We start from the raw sequence: 17,952 nt of genomic DNA, 5'->3' as shown, positions 1-17,952 counted from the left end.
TTTTTTTCGCCAGTCCATCGAACTTTTCCGAGCCTTATGGCACCAACCGCGTTAGAAGGCCGACAACGGCCGGACCGAATGAATCGAGGACATGAAACGATGGGAATCAAAACCAAACTGCTGGGCGCCTCACTGGCGGCGGCCCTGCTGGCGCTGGCCGGCTGCTCGACCCCGACCGTGGTGACGCTGCAGAACGGCACCCAGTACCTGACCAAGGACATGCCGGAGACCAAGACCAAGGACGGTTTCTATGAGTTCGAGGACATTTCCGGCGCCAAGATCAAAGTGCGCGGCGATGAAGTGGCCACCGTGCGCAAGCAGGACTGACCGGCCCGCAAGGAGCTGCCGGGCGGCAGCTCCCGGGCATTGCCCTCAATGCGGCGACGGCGGCGCCATCCCCGGAAGGCTGTTGTCGCAACGGATGTATTGACCGCCGCGCCGGGCCACTTCGGCCTGCATGCGCTGGCAGCGTTCGAGGTCCTGACGGGCCATGTTGTCGATGCTGAGGTTGCCGGTGGGCTCTTGCGGCGGCTTGCCGTCGCCCAGACGCACGGTCACCAAAGGCTGCTCCGGCTGGAGCTGAAAACGGCTTTTCTCTTCGACGGGTTCGGCGGGCTCGGTCTCGGCCGGTGCCGGCAACTCATCGGTGCTGACCCCGTAACGGCTCAGAATCGAGCTGTGAGGCAGATCGGCCCAGGCCTGGGCCGTCATCAGCGCCATGCCCGCAACAACGACATACCCCTTGAAACGTTTCACGTTTGAATCTCCTGTACTCAATGGCGGCATCTAAATGACGACTGCGCATGCGCAGGATTTAGTGCCGCGTTCCTGTTGGTGCAGGGGTTTGAGTCAGGAAATGGCCAGCAGGTCACTTTCTGTATGCATTGTGGCGAAGGCGCTTGCTCCCGCTGGACTGCAAAGCCGTCCCCAGCAAGAGGGGTGGCTGCGCGTCCCTGCCGGAGCAAACTCCCTCGCCACGGGGTTTGCGGCGGTCAGGCGATGACGATGCTGTCAGCGCTGAGGCCGCTCAGCGACACCCCCACCAGCGTCACCGTATCGGCGCCGAACTTCAGCACGGTGTCCTGCCCGACTGCGGTGGCATGGGCGCGGAAGTCCTCGTTGGGCAGCACGCCCTGCACGCCGAGGAACACCAGCTTGTCGTTGCCGGTGAAGCCCACCACCCGGTCCTGGCCGAACGCGCCGTTGAACAGGAACGTATCCGCCCCGCCCCCCGACTCCATCAGGTCGTTGCCGGTGCCGCCGACGAACACGTCGTTGCCCGCCCCGCCGATCAGGTGGTCGTTGCCGTCCTGGCCGAACAGCCAACTGCCGCCGGCGCCCGCCTTGAGCGTATCGGCGCCGGCGCCGCCCTTCACGCTCGACGCGTATTGCGTGACGTTGTTGCCCACCTTCAGGCCGTCGGCGGTCACGGTGTGGGTGACGTCGTCCTTGAACAGGCCCCAGAGGAACCCCGGCTCCTTGGTGACGATGCTGCCGATGTCGCGGGTGATGCTGATGCCGCCGTTGGCGTCGCGCACGTACAGGTTGCCGGCGCCGTCGTTGGCGAAGGTGAACTTGCTCACCGACTGCTGCAGGTCGAGGGTGTTGTTGCCCGCGCCGCCGAGCAGGATGTTGTAGCCGCCGCTGTCGCGGAACGTGTCGTTGCCGGCGCGGCCTTCCAGGTAGTCGTTGCCGCTGCCGCCCTGGATCAGGTCATTGCCGTCGCTGCCGATGATGAAGGTGCTGCCCTTGTGGGTTTCGGCGTTGCGGTTCAGGTCCTGCACCCAGGTGTTGGCCCGCGCCGGATCCGACAGGTTGGCGACGATGATCGTCGAGTCCTTGCTGGTCAGGTCGTAGAACTTCGACTCCATGATCCGGTTCATGCCGTCGCCGTAGGCGGTGGGCAGGTGCGAGATCCAGGTCGGGATGTTGGCGATGGAGTACGGCAGCAGGTTCCACGCGGTGGAGGCGTAGTGGTCGTTGAAGCTGACGATGTTGTCGGTGGCCGATTCCTTCGGCGCATCGTGCACGCCCAGGGTGGCGCCGGTGAAGGACGAGCCGTCCAGCGCGCGGAACACCGGGTCGTTCTCGTAGCCGATGTTGAGCACCTTGTCGGTACTGCTCTGGGTCGGCGAGGCGTAGGCGATGTAGTTGGAGTCCTTGAAGAACCCGCCCCACTTGTCGCCGCTCAAGTCCGCCAGGCTGTTGACCGCCAGCCCGCCCAGGCTGTGGCCGCTGACCAGCACGTCTTTGCCGGTCAAGCCGTTGGCCTTGGCGAACGCCACCACATCGGCGAGCAGATCGTTGAACGCATTGCCGACGTAGTTCTTCGCGTAGTCCTTGGGCCCGAACGCCGCCATCAGGTCGTTGATCACGTCGCCGATGGAGTCGCGCAGGAGGATTTCACGGGGACCGCTGGTGCCGCGGAAGGCGATGCCGATTTCCGTGAGGTGGCCCTGGGCGTCGTATTTGCCGAGGATCTCCACCTGGGCGCTGGTGTAGCCGGCCTTTTCGCCGAAGAAGGTTCCCCGGGCGTCGGTCTTGCCGTCGTAGCCCAGCTGCGAGGCGGTGATGGGGGTCCAGCCGGCCTTCTTCACCGCGTCGAGCGCGGCCTTTTCCGAATCCGGGTTCCAGGGGATGCCGGGAATCACCCCTTGCGAGTCGGTGCCGCCGACCAACGCCTTGATCAGCGTCAGCGGCAGGCCGATGCCGAAGCCGTTCTGCTGGTAACCCACGGCGAAGCCGTTGTCGAGGTTATGGTAGGAATACAGCGTAATGGCCATGGCATCGCTGAACAGCGCCTTGGATTCCGCCGTACTGAAGTTCTTGTAGTCATACACACCCATTGCTGTTGCCTCTCTTTTTTTGGAATTGTCAGAGATAGCCCACAACCAAGGCGCCCCACGGGGACGCCCCGGAGCATTTCACTACGTTTTGCACTGCGCTCATGCGGGAGGTGCGGCGGCCTTGCAGCCGCCATCGCCAGCAGGCTGGCTCCCACAGAGTTGCTGCCTGCGGAAGCGGGCGAACCCGCTCCCACATGCCTTTTACGCGAACACGAAACTCGAATCCGACAGATTACCGACTCCAACCCCAACAAGAGTCACGGCATAGTCGCCAATCTTCAGCACGGTATCGCCACCGGACTGCGACGCATGCTGCTTGTAGTCGTAGCCCTGCCCCGCGCCCTGAACGCCCATGAACACCAGTTTGTCGCCGCCCTGGTAGCCGTTGATCGTGTCGAAGCCGAACGCGCCGCTGAACAGGAAGGTGTTGTTGCCTCCCATCGCCGTCATCACGTCGTTGCCGGCGCCGCCGACGAAGGTCACATGACCCTTGTCGCTGATCAGCCGGTCGTCACCGCCTAGGCCGAACAGCCAGTCGCCGTCGGCGGTGGCGTGCAACGCATTTCCGTAGCCGTCGCCGCTGAGCGAATGGTTGTACTGGGTCAGTTCGCTGCCGTTGCTCAGGCCTTTGGCGGTGACGGTCCAGGTGATTTCCTTGCTGCCCCACCACGAGCCCGACTCCTTGCTCACCAGCGCCCCGATGTCGCGGGTCAGGCTGATGCCGCCGTAGGCGTCGCGCACATACAGCGTGCCGTCGCCGTCGTTGGCGAAGCTGAAGTTCTGCAGCGGCTTCTGCAGCTCGAAGGTGTTGTGGCCCTGGCCGCCGAGCAGGATGTTGAACCCGCCGTCGTCACGGAAGCGGTCGTCGCCGGCGCGGCCTTCCAGGAAGTCGTTGCCCGCCCCGCCCTTGAGCCAGTCGTTGCTGTCGGTGCCGATGATGAACGTGCTGCCGGTGTGCGGCTCGCCGCTGCGGCCCAGGTCCTCCACCCAGGTCTTGCCCCGGGAGGCCTCTTCCAGGTTGGAGACGATGATGGTCGAGTCCTTGCCAGTGAGGTTGTAGAACGATGAGCCGATCACCCGGTTCAGGCCGTCGGCGTACCCCAGCGAGCCGTGGGCCGACCAGTTCAGCGGATTGAGGATGCTGAACGGCACCAGGTTCTGCGCGGTGGACGCGTACTGGTCGTTGAAGTTGACGATGTTGTCGGTGGTCGAGTCGTGCGGCGCGTCGTGCTTGCCCAGCGAGGCGCTGCTGAACGTGGTGCCGTCCAGCACCCGGAACACCGGGTCATTCTCGAACCCGATGTTCAGCACGTTGTTGCCGGTGCTGCTCTGGGTCGGCGAGGCGAACGAAATGTAGTTCGCGTCCTTGAAGAACCCGCCCCAGTTGCTTGCGCTCAGCTCGGCCACGCTGTTGACGCCCAACCCGCCCAGGCTGTGGCCGCTGAACAGCACGTCCTTGGCCGCGATGCCGTTGGCGGCGGCGAACGCCGCCACCGCCTTGAGCAGGTTGTCGAAGGCGTTCTTGGCGTAGTTGGTCGCGTAGTCCACCGGACCGATCGCCGCCAGCAGGTTGTTCTTCATGTCGCCGAAGGTGTCGCTGTAGCCCAGCCCGCCGGTGCCCCGGAAGGCCACGCCGATGCCGATCAGCTTGCCGGCGGCGTCGTACTTGCCGAGCACCTCGGCCTCGGCGCTGGTGAACCCGTCCTTCTCGCCGAAGAACGTGCCCTGCGCGCCGACCTTGCCCTGATACCCCAACGCCTTGGCGGTGACCGGCGCCCAGCCGGTGGCCGGTAGCGGTTTGCCGGTCGGCGTGTAGGCATACAGCGTCAATGCGATGGCATCGCTGTACAACGCTTTGCCGTCGGCATTCTTATAGTCAAACACTCCCATGTCGCACTCTCTCTTCCATCAAAAAACAGCGTCTCAGAATGCCCAGTCGAGGGTCAGGCCCACGCCGTGGTCCTTTTCCCGCTCGCCGATCAGTCCGTTGTAATCCAGGCTCACACGGGCGGCGCTGCCCACCGCCAGCCCGGCGCGCACGCCGACCACGGCGGCATCGCGGTCCATCGACACGCTCTGCACGGTGAACGCGCTGTTGCCGTTGGCGAAGGCCAGGTGCTCCTTCGAGTCCACGCCGCTCAGGTTGTGCTGCCAGCCCAGGCTCGCGCCCAGTTCCAGTTGCTGCTTGTCGGTCAGGGCAAACGTGCGCTTGGCCCGTACGCCGAGGGTCGAGAGCACCGCGTCGCGGTTGTCTTCGCCGCCCTTGAGCGCCGCCGCGTCACCCTTCTCGGTGAAGCTGTCGCTGTTCAGGTGCACGTAGGCCAGGTTGACGAACGGCTCCAGGTTCATCGGTTTCAGGCCCAGGTCGTAGGCCGCTTCGGTGAACAGCTGTGCGGTGGTGGCGTCGCGCTTGACCTTCTGCTTGCCGCTGACGTCGCCGAACGCCAGGTCACGCTTGACGTCGATGCGGTGCCAGCCGTACGCGCCGCCCACGGTCAGGCGCCACGCGTCCATCTGATGCCCCAGGTAGGCGCCCAGGTGGTAGCTGTCGACCTTGGCCGACGAGTGCGTGCCCTCGCCCATGCTCAGCGAGCTGTCGCTGTAACCGGTCACGAAGCCCAGACGGGTATTTTCAGCGACCAGACCGTCGACACCCAGCAGCAGCCCGCCGATGGAGTTGGTGGAGTCGGCGTAGTCGTGCCCGCCGTCGCTCTTGCCCCAGGCGCCGAGCACTTTGAACCAGGCGTTGCTGCGGTCATCGGTGGGGGCGCCGGCGTCGAACATGTCACGTTCGCGCAGACGTTCGCCCACAGCATCGCGCAGGTGGCGGCTGTCGTTGATCAGCAGCGTGCCGATGGCCGGGTGGATCTCGCCGGTCAGTTGCTGGAAGGCCTGTTGCGCGTCCGCCGGGGTGGCCGACAGCAGCAGGGTTTCGTACAGGGCGTTGCCCGCACCGAGGGCTTCGGCGGCGGCGCCGACGGCACGCTGGTTCGGGGTCGCGCCGACGCTGGCGAACGATGCGCCGTTGCGCGCGACGGTCAGCCCGATCCCGCCGGTCGAGTAGTCGAGGATGCCGCCGAGGAACGCATAGTTCGGCAACACCTGGCCGAAGCGCCCTTCGATGCCGCCGGCCGCCTGCAGGATGTCGTAGCGGGTGCCGAGCAGGGATTTGACCTGGGCGCTGGTCAGCAGGGTCGGGCTGTTCTCCAGGGACAGGCTGACCGTGGCGCCGTCAATGATCGCCTTGCCGCTGGCGACGATCTGGTCGCTGCTGGTGGGCGAGACCTCCACCGCGTAGGTCGAGCCCGGCTCGAAGGTCACGTCACCGACCACGTTCAGGGTGCCGATGGAGTTGCCCGGCGCCACGGTGCCGCCAAGTTTCACGCTCAGGGCACCGATCCGGCCGTTGCCGCCCAGGATGCCGCTGTCGTTGACGGTGACCGCCGAGGTCAGCGAGCCGTTGATCGCCAGGCGTCCCTGGTTCACCAGGGTCGGGCCTGCGTAGGTGTTGGCGCCGGCCAGCACCAGGGTGCCGAGGCCTTGCTTGGTCAAGCCGCCGTGGCCGGAAATGTCGTTGCGCCACACATCGAGCCCGCAGGTGATGTCGGTGCACAGCCGCTGGGTCGGTTTGCCGGCGTCCAGCACCGCGCCGATGCCCGGCAGGTCAGCGACGAACTGGCCGTTGCCGTAGGCGCCGTCGACGCGGAACTCCGCCGGGATGTCCTGGGCGGTGACGAACATCGCCGGGCCGTCGATGGCCTTGCGCAGGTTGATCATGCCCCAGCCGTACAGGGCGTCGATGCCCGGTGCGCCCAGGTCGGTCGCGGTGGTGCGCAGCACGCTGGCGACTTCCGCGCCGGTCATGTACGGGAAGCGCTCCATCAGCACCGCCACGGAGCCGGCGGCATGGGGCGCGGCCATCGACGTACCGTTGTAGTTGGCGTAGCCGGTGGTCAGGTTGTCGGCGTTGGTGCCTTCGATGATCGAGCTGTAGATCCGGGTGCCGGGGGCCGACACGCAGAAGCTCGCGGTGTAGCCGCAGCGCGAGGAAAAGGTGCTGAGGGTGTACGGAATCGGGCTGCCCTGATCCGGGTTCTTCTGCAAGGCCGCGACGGTCATCCAGTTGGGCGCGATGTCCGGCACGAAGTAACCGAGGCCGGCGATGGCGTCGGGGTTGTTCAGGTTGTAGTCGTTGCCGGCGGCGAAGATCGTCACGATCCCGCTGCGCGCCGCCGCGATGGCGCCGTCGTAGGCGCCGCCGGGCTTGGTGCCCATCAGCTGGCGGATCTCGTTGAACTGCAGTTGCGCGTCGTTGACGGTGAAGTGCGGATACGCCGGGTCGCGGCCGCCGAGGTCGAAACGGTCGGTGATGCCGATCCCCCAGCTGTTGTTGATGATCCGCGCACCGCTGGCGATCAGGGCATCCCAGCCGGCCTTGTACACGGCGCCGTCGTTGCCGCGCACGATCCCGTCTTCCGGGCCCGGGTCGCCGTTGTCGGCACTGATGATCTGCGCGCCGAACGCCACGCCGTGCATCACCCCACCGTCGCGGCTGCCGGCGGCGATGCCGCCGACGTGGGTGCCGTGGGCGCCGAGCTTGCCGTTGGAGCCCACCGAAGGCGAGCCGTCATAGACAAACGCATCGCCTGCCTTGACCGGAATGTAGGGGTCGGTGTACTCGCGGATGCCGCGGGTCACCAGGGTGACGACCTTGTTCGCGCCGGAGAACTCCGGGTGCGCGGCGTACACCGGCTGGTCGAAGATCCCCAGTTTCACGCCTTTGCCGGAGTACCCGGCGGCGTAGGCATAGTCCGCGCCGATGGCGCCCAGGCCCCAGTCGGCCTGGAACTCGGCGCTGCGCCAGCTGGCCGGGTCCCCGGCCCGGCCGTTCTCCACGTAGGGCGCCGCCTGGGCGTTGCCCCAGATGGCGAGCGCGCAGAGCAGCGCGCCGTTGAGGGTTTTCAGGCGAAAGCGTCCACCCGATTGCGCGGGGGTGTTGTTGTTTTTCATCCAGCGACCTTCCTTAGTGATGTTGCACAAAATCCTTTTTCCTCAACGCATCGAGGAACACCCTGTGGCGAGGGATCTGGCGCCCGCCCGACGGCATGGCCGCCGTCAAAGAGGCGCGGCCGCAGCCCCCTCCCCACCTTCAAAACTGCCAGTTCAGGCTCAGGCCCACCCCATGGCTCTTCTCGCGGCTGGCCAACTGGCCGGCGTAATCCAGGTTCACCCGCACATCGCGACTCAGCGCCAGGCTGGCCTGCACGCCCACCACGGCGGCGTCGCGCACCAGCGGCGAACTCTCGACCGTGTACGGCGCAGTGCCGCTGGCGAAACGCAGGTGCCGTTCCGACTCGATGTCGCTGAGGCTGTGCTGCCAGCCGAGCTTGCCGCTGACGTCCAGGGCCTGGCCGGCCGGCAGGGCGAACGTCTTGCCCGCCCGCACGCCGAGGGTGCCGAGCACCGCGTCGCGGCGGTCATCGCCGCCCTTGAGCGCGGCGGCGTCGCCCTTCTCTTTGAACCCGTCGCTGTCCAGATGCACCCAGGCCAGGTGGGCGAACGGTTCCAGCGCCAACGGCTGCACGTCCAGCCGGTACGCCGCTTCGCCGAACACCTGTGTGGTGGCGGCATCGACCTTGGCCTTTTGCTTGGCGCTGAGGTCGCCGTACTGCAGATCGCGCTTTACGTCGGCGCGGTGCCAGCTGTAGGCGGCCCCCGCGCTCAGGCGCCAGGCCTCGATCTCGCGGCCGGCGTAGACGCCCAAGTGATAGCTGTCGACCTTGGCCGACGCGTGCGTGCCGGAGCCCATGCTCAACGAGCTGTCACTGTAGCCGGTGACCAGGCCGATGCGGGTCTGCTCGTCCAAGGCCCCGTCGACGCCCGCCAGCAGGCCGCCGAGCGAGGTGCTGTAGCCGGCGGTGTCGTGCGTCGAGTCCGTGGTGCCCCAGGCGCCCAGGGCCTTGACCCAGCCGTTGCCTTGCGCAGCCTGCGGGTCGCGCAGCCGCTCGCCGACGGCATCGCGCAGCTGACGGCTGTCGTTGATCAGCATCGAGCCCAGGGCCGCATGGATTTCCCCGCTCAGTTGCTGGAACGCCTGCTGCGCCGAAGCCGCCGTCGCCGACAGCAACAGGCTTTCGTAGACGGCGTTGCCCGCCCCCAGCGCTTCTGCGGCGCCGGCCACGGCACGCTGGTTGGGGGTTTGCCCGACACTGGCGAAGGACGTCGCGTTGCGCTGCACATCGAGCTGAATGCCGTTGCCGGCGTAGCTCAGGTTGCCGCCGATGAACAGGTAGTCCGGCACCACCGCCGCGAACTGCCCCTGGATGCCGCCCGCCGCTTGCAGGATGTCGTAGGAACGGCCCAGCAGGCTCTTCGCTTCGACGGTGCTGAGCAGCGTCGGGCTGTTCTCCAGCGACAGGCTGACGGTGGCGCCGCTCACCGAGGCTGTGCCGCCGGCGACGATGCGGTCGCTGGCGGTCGGCGACAGTTCCACCGCATAGGTCGAGCCGGGTGCGAAGGTCACGTCGCCGGCCACGTTCAAGGTGCCGATGGAGTTGCCCGGCGCCACCCGCCCGCCCCGGTTGGCGGTCAATGCGCCGATCCGTCCGGAACCGCCGAGGCTGCCGCCGTCGTTGACGGTGACCGCCGATGTCAGCGAACCGTTGACCGTCAGCAGGCCGCCGTTGACCGTGGTCGCGCCGCGATAGCTGTTGTTGCCGCTGAGCACCAGTTGCCCTGCGCCGCTTTTGGTCAGGCTGCCTTCATACACCCGGCCTGCCGCGGCGGCATCGCGAAGGCTGCCGACCGCGTAGTCGGTCTGGTCCTGCTGGCTGCTGCCCGCCGGCAGGCCGTTCTGCCAGCCGCGGGTCTGCAGGGTCTGCTGCCAGGCGGCGCGTTCGGCGAGGTCTTCGTTCTGACGCTGGATCAGCGCCTTGTCGGAGAGGTCGTTGCTCCACACGTCCCGCTGCCCTGCCGCTAGGTTCGCGTCGAAGGCCCCGAGCAACTGGCCCGGCCCGCGCATCGCCCGGGCGAGGTCCGCCACGCCCCAGCCGACCTGGGTGGTCGGCGCCTCGGTGACCGAGCCGTCCAGTTGCGTGGCGGTGGTCAGCAGCACCTCCAGCGCCTGGCGGTTGGTCATGTACGGGTAGCGTTCCATCACCAGCGCCAGCGCCCCCGTGGCATGGGGCGCGGCCATCGAGGTGCCGGACTTGACCGCGTAGCCGCCGTCGGGAATGGTGCTGTCGATCTTCGCCCCCGGCGTGGTGATGCACCAGTACTTGGCGATGCCGCACTGGTTGTACTTTTGCTGGTTGCCTTGGTCCAGCCCCGAGACCGCCAGCCAGTGGCCTTCCAGGTCCGGCTGGAAGTACGGCAGCGCCGAACGCACGCTGGCGTTCGGGTAACCGCTGTTGCCGGCGCTGAACACGTTGATCACACCGCGCCGCGACACGTCGGCGGCGGCATCGAGCCAAGTGCCTTTGTTCCAGTGCTGGGCGTAGGCCGCGTGCAGGTCGGCCAGGGTGCGGTAGCTGACGTCCGGCGGCTGGCTGCCCCAGCTGTTGTTGATCGCCCGCACGCCGGCATCGGCCAGGGCGTCGTACGCCGCCTTGAAGTAGCGCGGGTCGGGATTGGGGCCGAACAGGAAACTGTCGTTCTTGTTGGTGTTGCCGACGTAGATCTGCGCGTTGTACGCCACCCCGTGCATGCCGTTGCCGTCCCGGGCCGCGCCCATGGTGCCGACCACGTGGGTGCCGTGGGAATCGTTGTTGGGGTTGAGTGTGCCGTTGACGCTGAACGGCGAGCCGTCCAGGTAGCTGCCGTTGGCCAGCACCGGGCGGTAACGGTCCGTGGAGAACTCGGGATGGGGCGCATCGAAACCCGAATCCAGGGCGCCGATCTTCACGCCTTTGCCGGTGATGCCGGCGGCATACGCCTGGTCGGCCTGCATGCGGCCCAGGCCCCAGTCGCGCAGGAACTCGGCGCTGCGCCAACTGGCCGGATCGCCGGCCTTGCCGGTTTCGAGGTACTGCGCCTGGGCCTGCGCCACGGAAATCGCGAGCAACAGGGTGCCGACCGCTGCCGGCTTGAAGTGTACGTCCATGTTCACCACTCGTTTTTCTATTGTTGTTTTAGTGCTGCAATCCCTTCACCTACCCCTATGGTGAAGGCCGCCGTCAATTCATCCGGCCTTTGGGACCTTGTCCGAAGGCTTCGTCCACCCGGGCCAGATCCTGCTCGCTCAAGGTGCCTGCGTAGTAGTGCAGCTTGGTCCAGGCCATCAGGTAGTCGTAGCGTGCCTGCGCCAGGTCGCGGCGGGTGGTAAACAGTTGTTGTTCGGCGTTCAGCGCGTCCAGGTTGGTGCGTTCGCCGCCGAGAATGCTCTGCTTGGTCGACACCACCAGCGCTTCGGCCGACGCCAGCGCCTTCTGATAGGCGCGCAGCTTGCTCACGCCGGACAGACAGGCGCTGAACTGGCGGCGCAGCTCGATCAGGGTTTCGCGGGTCTTGCCGTCCAGTTCGTATTCGGCCCGCTCCATGTTGCGGCTGGCCTGACGGGTCGAGGCCGAGACCCCGCCGCCGGCGTACAGCGGCACGCTCACTTCAAAACCGATGGTGTTGGTCTCGTAGCGCTGGTTGTAGGTGTTGCCGCTTTCCGATTCGTTCTGGCGCATCGACGCGTAGGCGCTGACCTTGGGCAGGTGCCCGGCGCGGTTGCGCTCCACTTCGTAGCGTGCGACTTCCACGGCCTGGCGCTGTGAGGCCAGGTTCGGGTTGTTGCTGATCGCCAGCTCGTGCCAGGTGTCGTAGTTGGCCGGTTGCAGGGTGAACGTCTGGAAGTTCTGGTCCAGCGGCGCCAGGTCGCCGATGTCGATGGCCGGCACGCCGGTCAGGGCGCCGAGCTCCCGCAGCGCCGCGTCCTGTTCGTCGCGCGCCTCGATCTCTTCGGCGGTGGCCAGCTCGTAGCGCGATTCAGCTTCCAGGATGTCGGTGCGGGTGCCCTCGCCTGACTTGAACAGATGCTCGTTCTGCTGGAACTGCTGCTCGTAGGCCTTTTTCTTGGCCTGCGCGATGTCGATCTGATCCTGGGCGAACAGGGCCTTGGTGTAGTTGTCCAGCACCCGCACCAACAGCTCCTGGCTCTTGCCGCGAAAGTTTTCGTCGGCGAACAGAGACTGCGCCACGCCCTTGCGGTAGGCGGCGTAGGCCTCGTAGTCAAGCAGCGGCTGTTGCAGGGTCAGGCTGGAGCCGTAGCTGTTGTACTTACGGTCTTCGGTGATGTTGCCGCGACTGTTGAGCTGAGTGGCCTTGGAGTCGTTGTGGCCCTTGTTGTAGGTGTAGCCGAGCTTGGGCAACAGCCCCGCGCGGCCGATGGCGCGGTTCTCAAGGCCGGCGTCGCGCTCCTTGATCGCGCCGAGGAACACCGGGTCGTTGCGCAACGCTTGTTCGTAGATCTCGAACGGCCCCACGGCCGCCACCGCACTGTTGCCTGCGAGCAGCGCGAACGCTGCCGCCAGCATGGAAAGCTTATTCATACAGCCGAACATCCTTATTCTTCGGTCAACGCGGAGCCGGCCCGATCGAGCAGCGGTTTGAACAGGTAGTTGAGGAGTGAACGCTCGCCGGTGCGCACGAACATTTCCGCCGGCATGCCGGGCTTGATCACCAGACCGTTGAGTTTCTCCATGGCCTGGTCGCTGACGCTGCTGCGAATCACGTAATAGGGCGCGCCGGTCTTCTCGTCGACCATCTGGTCGGCGGAAATCAGGCTGACCTCGCCCGGCACCCGTGGGGTCTTGCTCTGGTTGAACGCGGTGAACAGGATGTCCACCGGCAAGTGGGTGCCGACCTTGTCGATCAGGTTGATCGGCAGGTGGCCTTCCACTTCCAGGCTGGTGCCTTGCGGAACGATCTCAAGCAAGGTCTCGCCCTGGCGCACCACGGCGCCTTCGGTGTGCACGCCGAGGTTGACCGCCACGCCGTCGGAGGTGGCCAGGATCTCGCTGTGCTGCAAATCGAAGCCGGCGGAGGTCAACTGCTCGGACAGGGTGACGCTCTTGAGCTGGGCGTCGGCCAGTTGGCTGCGCACTTCTTTCTGGTATTCCTCGCCGTGCTGCTGCAGTTTCAGGCGCGATTCGAGGATGCCCTGCTCCACCCGCCCGCTTTCGCCGGTGTTCTCCGCCAGTTGCTGCTGCACTTGCGACAGCTGACGCTGGTATTCGAGTACGCGGTTGCGCGGGATGTAGCCGTTGTCCGCCAGCGGTTGCAGGTTGCTCAACTGCTGTTGGAGCGAATCGGCCTGGGCGTTGAGGTCCGTGCGGGCGCGGCGCATGCCGGCCAGTTGCGCACTGGCGCCTTCGATGCTGGCGCGCAGCGCGGCCTGCTCGCGGGAATACGCCTCGCGTCGGCTGCTGAACAGCTGACGCTGGCCTTCGAGCACCAGCGCCAGGCGCGGATCCGGATCGTTGCTCAGTTCGGCCGGGAACGTCACCTGCTTGAGGTTGTCGCGCTCGGCCTGCCAGCGCGCCAGGCTGGCCCACGCCATGCGGTACTGGGCCTGGAGCGACTGCACGTCGGCGGCGACCTGGGTCTGGTCGAGGCGGAACAGCGGCTGGCCCTGCTTCACGCTTTGGCCTTCACGCACCAGGATGCGGCTGACCACCCCGGCGCTCATCGACTGCACGGCCTTGCGCTTGCCCGACACCACCACAGTGCCCTGCACGGGAATGCCTTGGTCCAGCGGCGCCAGGGCCGCCCAGGTGAAGAAACTGCCGGCGCCGGCCAGCGCGAGGATCCAGCCCATCCGGGCGAAGAACTTCGCGTCGCGCTCCGGACGCTCGCGGGTGTAGTCGTTTTCCAGCGACGCTTCGTTGGTTGTGTTCATGCTTGCACTGCTCATACACCCGAATTCCTTGTCGTCGGCTGATACTGCCGGCTCATGCTGAGCCCGGCCGGTGCCTGCGCAGTCTTCTCACGTGGTTGTTCCTGATTGCCGGACAGCGCCCGCAGCACGTCCTGGCTCGGGCCGAACGCCTGCAGGCGCCCGTCGTTGAGCACCAGCAGCTTGTCGGCCTGGGCCAGCACCGAAGAACGGTGGGTGACCAGAATCACGCTGGTGCCCTGGGCCTTGAGCTGGGCGATGGCGCTGGCCAGCGCGGCCTCGCCGACGGTGTCGAGGTTGGAGTTCGGCTCGTCCAGCACCACCAGGCTCGGGGTGCCGTACATGGCGCGGGCCAGGGCCACGCGCTGCTTCTGGCCGCCGGACAGGCCGCTGCCGTCCTCGCCCAGCGGGGTGTCGTAGCCTTTGGGCAGGCGCAGGATCATCTCGTGCACGCCGGCCTGCTGGGCGGCGGCCACGACCTTCTGCGGGTCGGCGTCGCTGAAGCGGGCGATGTTTTCGGCCACGGTGCCGCTGAACAGCTCGATGTCCTGGGGCAGGTAGCCGATGTACGGGCCGAGCTGGTCGCGGTTCCAGCGGTGGATGTCGGCGCCGTCCAGGCGCACGGTGCCGCCCAGGGCCGGCCAGACGCCGACCAGCACCCGCGCCAGGGTCGATTTGCCGGAGCCCGAAGCCCCCAGCACGCCCAGCACTTCACCGGCCGCGAGGCTGAAGTTGACCATGTGCAAGGTAGGCATCCGCTGGCCCGGCGGGCCGGCGCTGACCTGTTCGAAACTGATCTGGCCCTTGGGCGCCGGCAGCGCCATATTGTCGTCGCTGGGCGGGAACGCCTGCAGCAGCGAGTCCAGGCGACGGTACGCCAGCTTCGCCCCGCTCCACTGTTTCCACACGGCGATCAACTGATCGATCGGGCTCAGCACCCGGCCCATCAGGATCGATCCGGCGATCATCATCCCGGCGGTCATGTCGCCCTTGATCACCAGCAAGGCGCCCAGCCCCAGCACCAGCGATTGCAGGCACAGGCGCAGGGTCTTGCTCAGGGACGAGATGACCGCGCCGGTGTCGCTGGCCTGGTTCTGCAGGCCGAGGAACCGCGAATGCACCTGGAACCAACGCTTGCGCAGCGCGCCGAGCATGCCCATGGCCTGGATGGTTTCGGCGTTGTGCAGATGGCTGGTGGCCAGTTGGCTGGACTTCTGCGAAAACCCGGAGGCCTCGCCCAACGGCTTCTTGGTCATGTATTCGTTCAGGCACGCCAGGGCGATCAGCAGCACCGCACCGGCGGTGGCGAGCACGCCCAGCCAGACATTGAACAGGTAGATCACAAACAGATAGACCGGGAACCACGGCGCATCGAAGAACGCGAACAGCGCCGGCCCCGTGACGAATTGGCGGATATGGGTCAGGTCGTTCAGCGACTGGCCGGCGTTGCCTTCACCCTTGAACAGGTTGCGCTCGAACGCGGCCTGGTAGACCCGCAGGTTGAAGCGGCGCTCCAGCTGGCTGCCGATGCGGATCACGATGAAGCTGCGCACCACCTCCAGCAGGCCGATGAAGGCGAAGAAACCGACCACCATCAGCGACAGCATCGCCAGGGTGGTTTCGTTTTGCGAAGACAGCACCCGGTCGTAGACCTGCAGCATATATATGGAGGGCACCAGCATCAGCACGTTGATCAGTGCGGTAAAGCAACCGACGCTGATCAGAATGCCCTTGTAGTCACCCAGTGCCTTGAATAACGGTGCGGTGGCTGGGGCCTTCGCCATCTTCATTGATAATTCCCGAATGATATTCCCCGCCATTCTTTGGCGAGTCTTTATTAAACAACCCGTGCATGGCCCGGGAGATACTCTGCAAGTGTCCGCTTACACTTCAATAACAACTTTCGCGATGTTTAACCGGCGTTGTCGCTATCAAGGCAATGCTTATAACTGCATCGAGGTCATTTATATTCAAACTGTTCGTTCGGACGGCCGTCACGGTTGCGCTGCGGCGCGCACCAGCGTGATCACCAGGCCCGACTTCAAAGTGCTCAGATAAAGCCCATCACGTTGTCGGCTGAAGAACTGGATTCTTGAGCCTTCCTTGCCGGTGATCGACAGGCCGTCGGGGTCGGGAAACCAGCCGATGGCGCTGTCCTGCAGCCAGGCGCTCAGGCAGTCGGCGCCTTTGCCCAGGGTTTGGTCCGGCTCAAGCTCGATGACGCAGGTGTTCGACGGCTTGTCTTGCAGGGCCTGGGCATCCGGCGCGTCGCTGCGGTCGCTCAAGGTCGCCTGCCACGGGCCGGCGAACGTCGAAGGTTCTTCGAGTCTGAGGCTGCTTGCCATGGGTGTCTCTCCAGAAATCATCATCAGCGTCGGCAACAGCCAAGCCACTGCCTTGCGGGAAATTGCGCTACGGGTCATGGGACATTTCGCTCCGGCGTGTAGCCTTGCCCACAGGGCGAGGCGATGCAAGTGAAGAAAGCGGCGCACCGTGCGCCGCTTTCCCGCTTCACATCACGCTGCGATGTCGGTGACAGCCGCGACGCCGACGGTGCTGACCAGGAAGTCCGCTACGCCGTGCCCGGAGAAGTCCACTTGCAGGGTGCTGTTGCCGCCCGAGGTGGTCAGGATCGCGTCACCCGCCGCACCGGTGAAGGCGCTGACGAAGTGCAGGCCGGCGCCTTTGGTGATGCCGGTCAGGTCGATCTTGTCCAGGCCCGAGGTGAAGTCCAGGATCTGGTCGGCCGCGCCCGGCTTGGAGTCGGTGCTGGCGCCGAACACGAAGATGTCCGCACCTGCCCCGCCCCACAGCTTGTCGGCGCCGCCGGCTCCGTAGAGGATGTCGTTGCCGGCACCGCCCTTGAGCTCGTTGGACACACTGTTGCCGATCAGCAGGTCGTTGCCCGAACCGCCGATGGCGTTCTCGATGGTGACGCCCTTGGCGATGGACACGTTGCCCACCAGGCCGCCCACGTCGGAGAACGACGCTTCATTGAGGTTGATCTTCTGGTTCTGGGTGAAGCCCGAGAAGTCGAAGGTGTCCTTGCCGCCTGCGTCCCACACCGAGAACACCAGCTTGTCGGCCGACGACGTGGCGCTGAGGAAATCGCGCCCGGCGTTGGAGTTGAAGCCGTAGGTGGTGTCGCCGGTACGGGTAGTCATGTTGGCGCCGTACAGCTTCTGGATCGCTGCGATGTCATCCATCAGCGGACCGGACGAATAGGCTTCCACCCCACCCTTGCTGAAGTTCTGGCTGGTGTTGCTTTCGCTCCAGTAGCTCATGACGCTGTAGCCACGGGTGTCTTGACCGTAGTGGGCGTCATTGTAGGTCGGGTTGCCGTTGCCGGCGTTGTAGTCGCCGGGGTGGGCCAGGCCCAGGGTGTGACCGATCTCGTGGGTCAGGGTCTGACGGCCGTAGTTGTTCAGGTCCGGGTTCTTGTTCTGCTGGTAGCCGCTGTTGATCAAGTACCACGAAGTGCCGTCGTAGCCGGCGCCGGTGCCCGGCAGATAGGCGAACGCCGCCGCGCCGTCCTGGCCGCCGCTGTAGTTGCCGAAGGTCATGTGGCCATCACCGCCCGAGGCTTTCTCGGTGAAGGTGACGTTGGCCACGTCGGCCCAGGATTGCATGGCGAGCACGGCCTGGGCTTTCTGTTGGGCGCTGAACTGACTGAACCCGCTGATCCCGTGCTTGTACATCGTGGTGGACGATGCCGAGGTCAGGAACGTGTAGGTGAGTTCGATCTTGCCGCTGCCGTCCAAGTCTTTGTAGGCAGCCCCGTCGCGCAGGATGTAATCGGCGGCCTGGTCGACGGAATAGGAGGGTTTGCCATTGACCGTGAGGTTGCCGCCACGATCGTACTGATGGCTGAAGCTATTGATCTGGTTCCAGGCGGTGCTGGACGCCGCCAGGGGGTTTGCCGCCGACAGCTGGAATGCCTGTTCGGCCGTATCAATAGCGTTAGCTTTTACTTTCGACATAAACACACTTCCTTGTTTAGCAATGGAACAGTTTTTGTCAGATAGCGACAACCTCTGGCGAGATTGTCCTATCACTCGCCCAATGAAGGCATTCGCAACCTGACACAATTTGAAATCGAACGTCTAGCGTTTTTTCGAACTCAAAACGAACTTTTCCGCAAAGCTCCCGTAAACAAAGCATGTGCTGTTGGACAATTGTTTGAACTTTGGTGAATTTGCCGAATTGTCTGACGATTTCTTATTTAAA

11 protein-coding genes are annotated in these 17,952 nt (G+C 65.4%); 1 reads left to right on the top strand and 10 read right to left on the bottom strand.

Going from position 1 to position 17,952, the window contains the following annotated elements; genetic code table 11:
• Nucleotides 1–99: 99 nt before the first annotated feature.
• Nucleotides 100–327 (top strand): YgdI/YgdR family lipoprotein, encoded by a 228-nt coding sequence (locus CAG29_RS15645; RefSeq protein ID WP_085583123.1) that lies wholly within the window; start codon nucleotides 100–102, stop codon nucleotides 325–327.
• Nucleotides 328–372: 45 nt separating this feature from the next.
• Here CAG29_RS15645 and CAG29_RS15640 read toward each other — a convergent pair whose 3' ends face one another.
• From CAG29_RS15640 to CAG29_RS15595, 10 genes are all read right to left on the bottom strand, one after another.
• Nucleotides 373–756, bottom strand: coding sequence for a hypothetical protein (locus CAG29_RS15640; RefSeq protein WP_085656805.1), 384 nt, complete (start codon nucleotides 754–756; stop codon nucleotides 373–375).
• 236 nt (nucleotides 757–992) lie between these two features.
• On the bottom strand, nucleotides 993–2,846 hold the full coding sequence (locus tag CAG29_RS15635) for a polyurethanase (protein ID WP_085583127.1): 1,854 nt from the start codon (nucleotides 2,844–2,846) through the stop codon (nucleotides 993–995).
• Between the two features lie 201 nt (nucleotides 2,847–3,047).
• Nucleotides 3,048–4,736: a polyurethanase gene (locus CAG29_RS15630; RefSeq protein ID WP_085583129.1), complete on the bottom strand. Its 1,689-nt coding sequence runs from the start codon at nucleotides 4,734–4,736 to the stop codon at nucleotides 3,048–3,050.
• A gap of 33 nt (nucleotides 4,737–4,769) precedes the next feature.
• Nucleotides 4,770–7,856: an autotransporter serine protease gene (locus CAG29_RS15625; protein ID WP_085694741.1), complete on the bottom strand. Its 3,087-nt coding sequence runs from the start codon at nucleotides 7,854–7,856 to the stop codon at nucleotides 4,770–4,772.
• A gap of 139 nt (nucleotides 7,857–7,995) precedes the next feature.
• Nucleotides 7,996–10,947 (bottom strand): autotransporter serine protease, encoded by a 2,952-nt coding sequence (locus CAG29_RS15620; protein ID WP_085694740.1) that lies wholly within the window; start codon nucleotides 10,945–10,947, stop codon nucleotides 7,996–7,998.
• A gap of 73 nt (nucleotides 10,948–11,020) precedes the next feature.
• Nucleotides 11,021–12,379 (bottom strand): TolC family outer membrane protein, encoded by a 1,359-nt coding sequence (locus CAG29_RS15615; protein WP_256575549.1) that lies wholly within the window; start codon nucleotides 12,377–12,379, stop codon nucleotides 11,021–11,023.
• A 14-nt stretch (nucleotides 12,380–12,393) separates the two neighbouring features.
• A complete protein-coding gene (locus CAG29_RS15610; RefSeq protein ID WP_085583137.1) occupies nucleotides 12,394–13,743 on the bottom strand; it encodes an HlyD family type I secretion periplasmic adaptor subunit in 1,350 nt (449 codons plus the stop codon).
• A complete protein-coding gene (locus CAG29_RS15605; protein WP_085583139.1) occupies nucleotides 13,740–15,515 on the bottom strand; it encodes a type I secretion system permease/ATPase in 1,776 nt (591 codons plus the stop codon). The genes CAG29_RS15610 and CAG29_RS15605 overlap by 4 nt, the downstream gene beginning before the upstream one ends.
• A 204-nt stretch (nucleotides 15,516–15,719) precedes the next feature.
• Nucleotides 15,720–16,148 carry an AprI/Inh family metalloprotease inhibitor gene (locus tag CAG29_RS15600; protein ID WP_170930051.1) on the bottom strand — a complete coding sequence of 143 codons (429 nt, stop codon included), beginning with the start codon at nucleotides 16,146–16,148 and terminating at the stop codon, nucleotides 15,720–15,722.
• A gap of 93 nt (nucleotides 16,149–16,241) precedes the next feature.
• A complete protein-coding gene (locus CAG29_RS15595; protein WP_085656802.1) occupies nucleotides 16,242–17,705 on the bottom strand; it encodes a serralysin family metalloprotease in 1,464 nt (487 codons plus the stop codon).
• Between the last annotated feature and the right edge of the window lie 247 nt (nucleotides 17,706–17,952).

Source organism: Pseudomonas sp. B7(2017) (assembly GCF_002112745.1).
GTDB classification, from domain to species: Bacteria; Pseudomonadota; Gammaproteobacteria; order Pseudomonadales; family Pseudomonadaceae; genus Aquipseudomonas; species Aquipseudomonas ekonensis.
The sequence above is the reverse complement of the archived record's forward strand: the minus strand, read 5'-3'. Positions and strand labels throughout refer to the sequence as shown.

What these genes read in the sequence shown, in the direction of transcription:
- CAG29_RS15645 (WP_085583123.1), top strand. Translation starts at nt 100, where the DNA reads ATGGGAATCAAAACCAAACTGCTGGGCGCCTCACTGGCGGCGGCCCTG.
- CAG29_RS15635 (WP_085583127.1), bottom strand. Translation starts at nt 2,846, where the DNA reads ATGGGTGTGTATGACTACAAGAACTTCAGTACGGCGGAATCCAAGGCG.
- CAG29_RS15630 (WP_085583129.1), bottom strand. Translation starts at nt 4,736, where the DNA reads ATGGGAGTGTTTGACTATAAGAATGCCGACGGCAAAGCGTTGTACAGC.
- CAG29_RS15625 (WP_085694741.1), bottom strand. Translation starts at nt 7,856, where the DNA reads ATGAAAAACAACAACACCCCCGCGCAATCGGGTGGACGCTTTCGCCTG.
- CAG29_RS15620 (WP_085694740.1), bottom strand. Translation starts at nt 10,947, where the DNA reads ATGGACGTACACTTCAAGCCGGCAGCGGTCGGCACCCTGTTGCTCGCG.
- CAG29_RS15615 (WP_256575549.1), bottom strand. Translation starts at nt 12,379, where the DNA reads ATGAATAAGCTTTCCATGCTGGCGGCAGCGTTCGCGCTGCTCGCAGGC.
- CAG29_RS15610 (WP_085583137.1), bottom strand. Translation starts at nt 13,743, where the DNA reads ATGAGCAGTGCAAGCATGAACACAACCAACGAAGCGTCGCTGGAAAAC.
- CAG29_RS15605 (WP_085583139.1), bottom strand. Translation starts at nt 15,515, where the DNA reads ATGAAGATGGCGAAGGCCCCAGCCACCGCACCGTTATTCAAGGCACTG.
- CAG29_RS15600 (WP_170930051.1), bottom strand. Translation starts at nt 16,148, where the DNA reads ATGACCCGTAGCGCAATTTCCCGCAAGGCAGTGGCTTGGCTGTTGCCG.
- CAG29_RS15595 (WP_085656802.1), bottom strand. Translation starts at nt 17,705, where the DNA reads ATGTCGAAAGTAAAAGCTAACGCTATTGATACGGCCGAACAGGCATTC.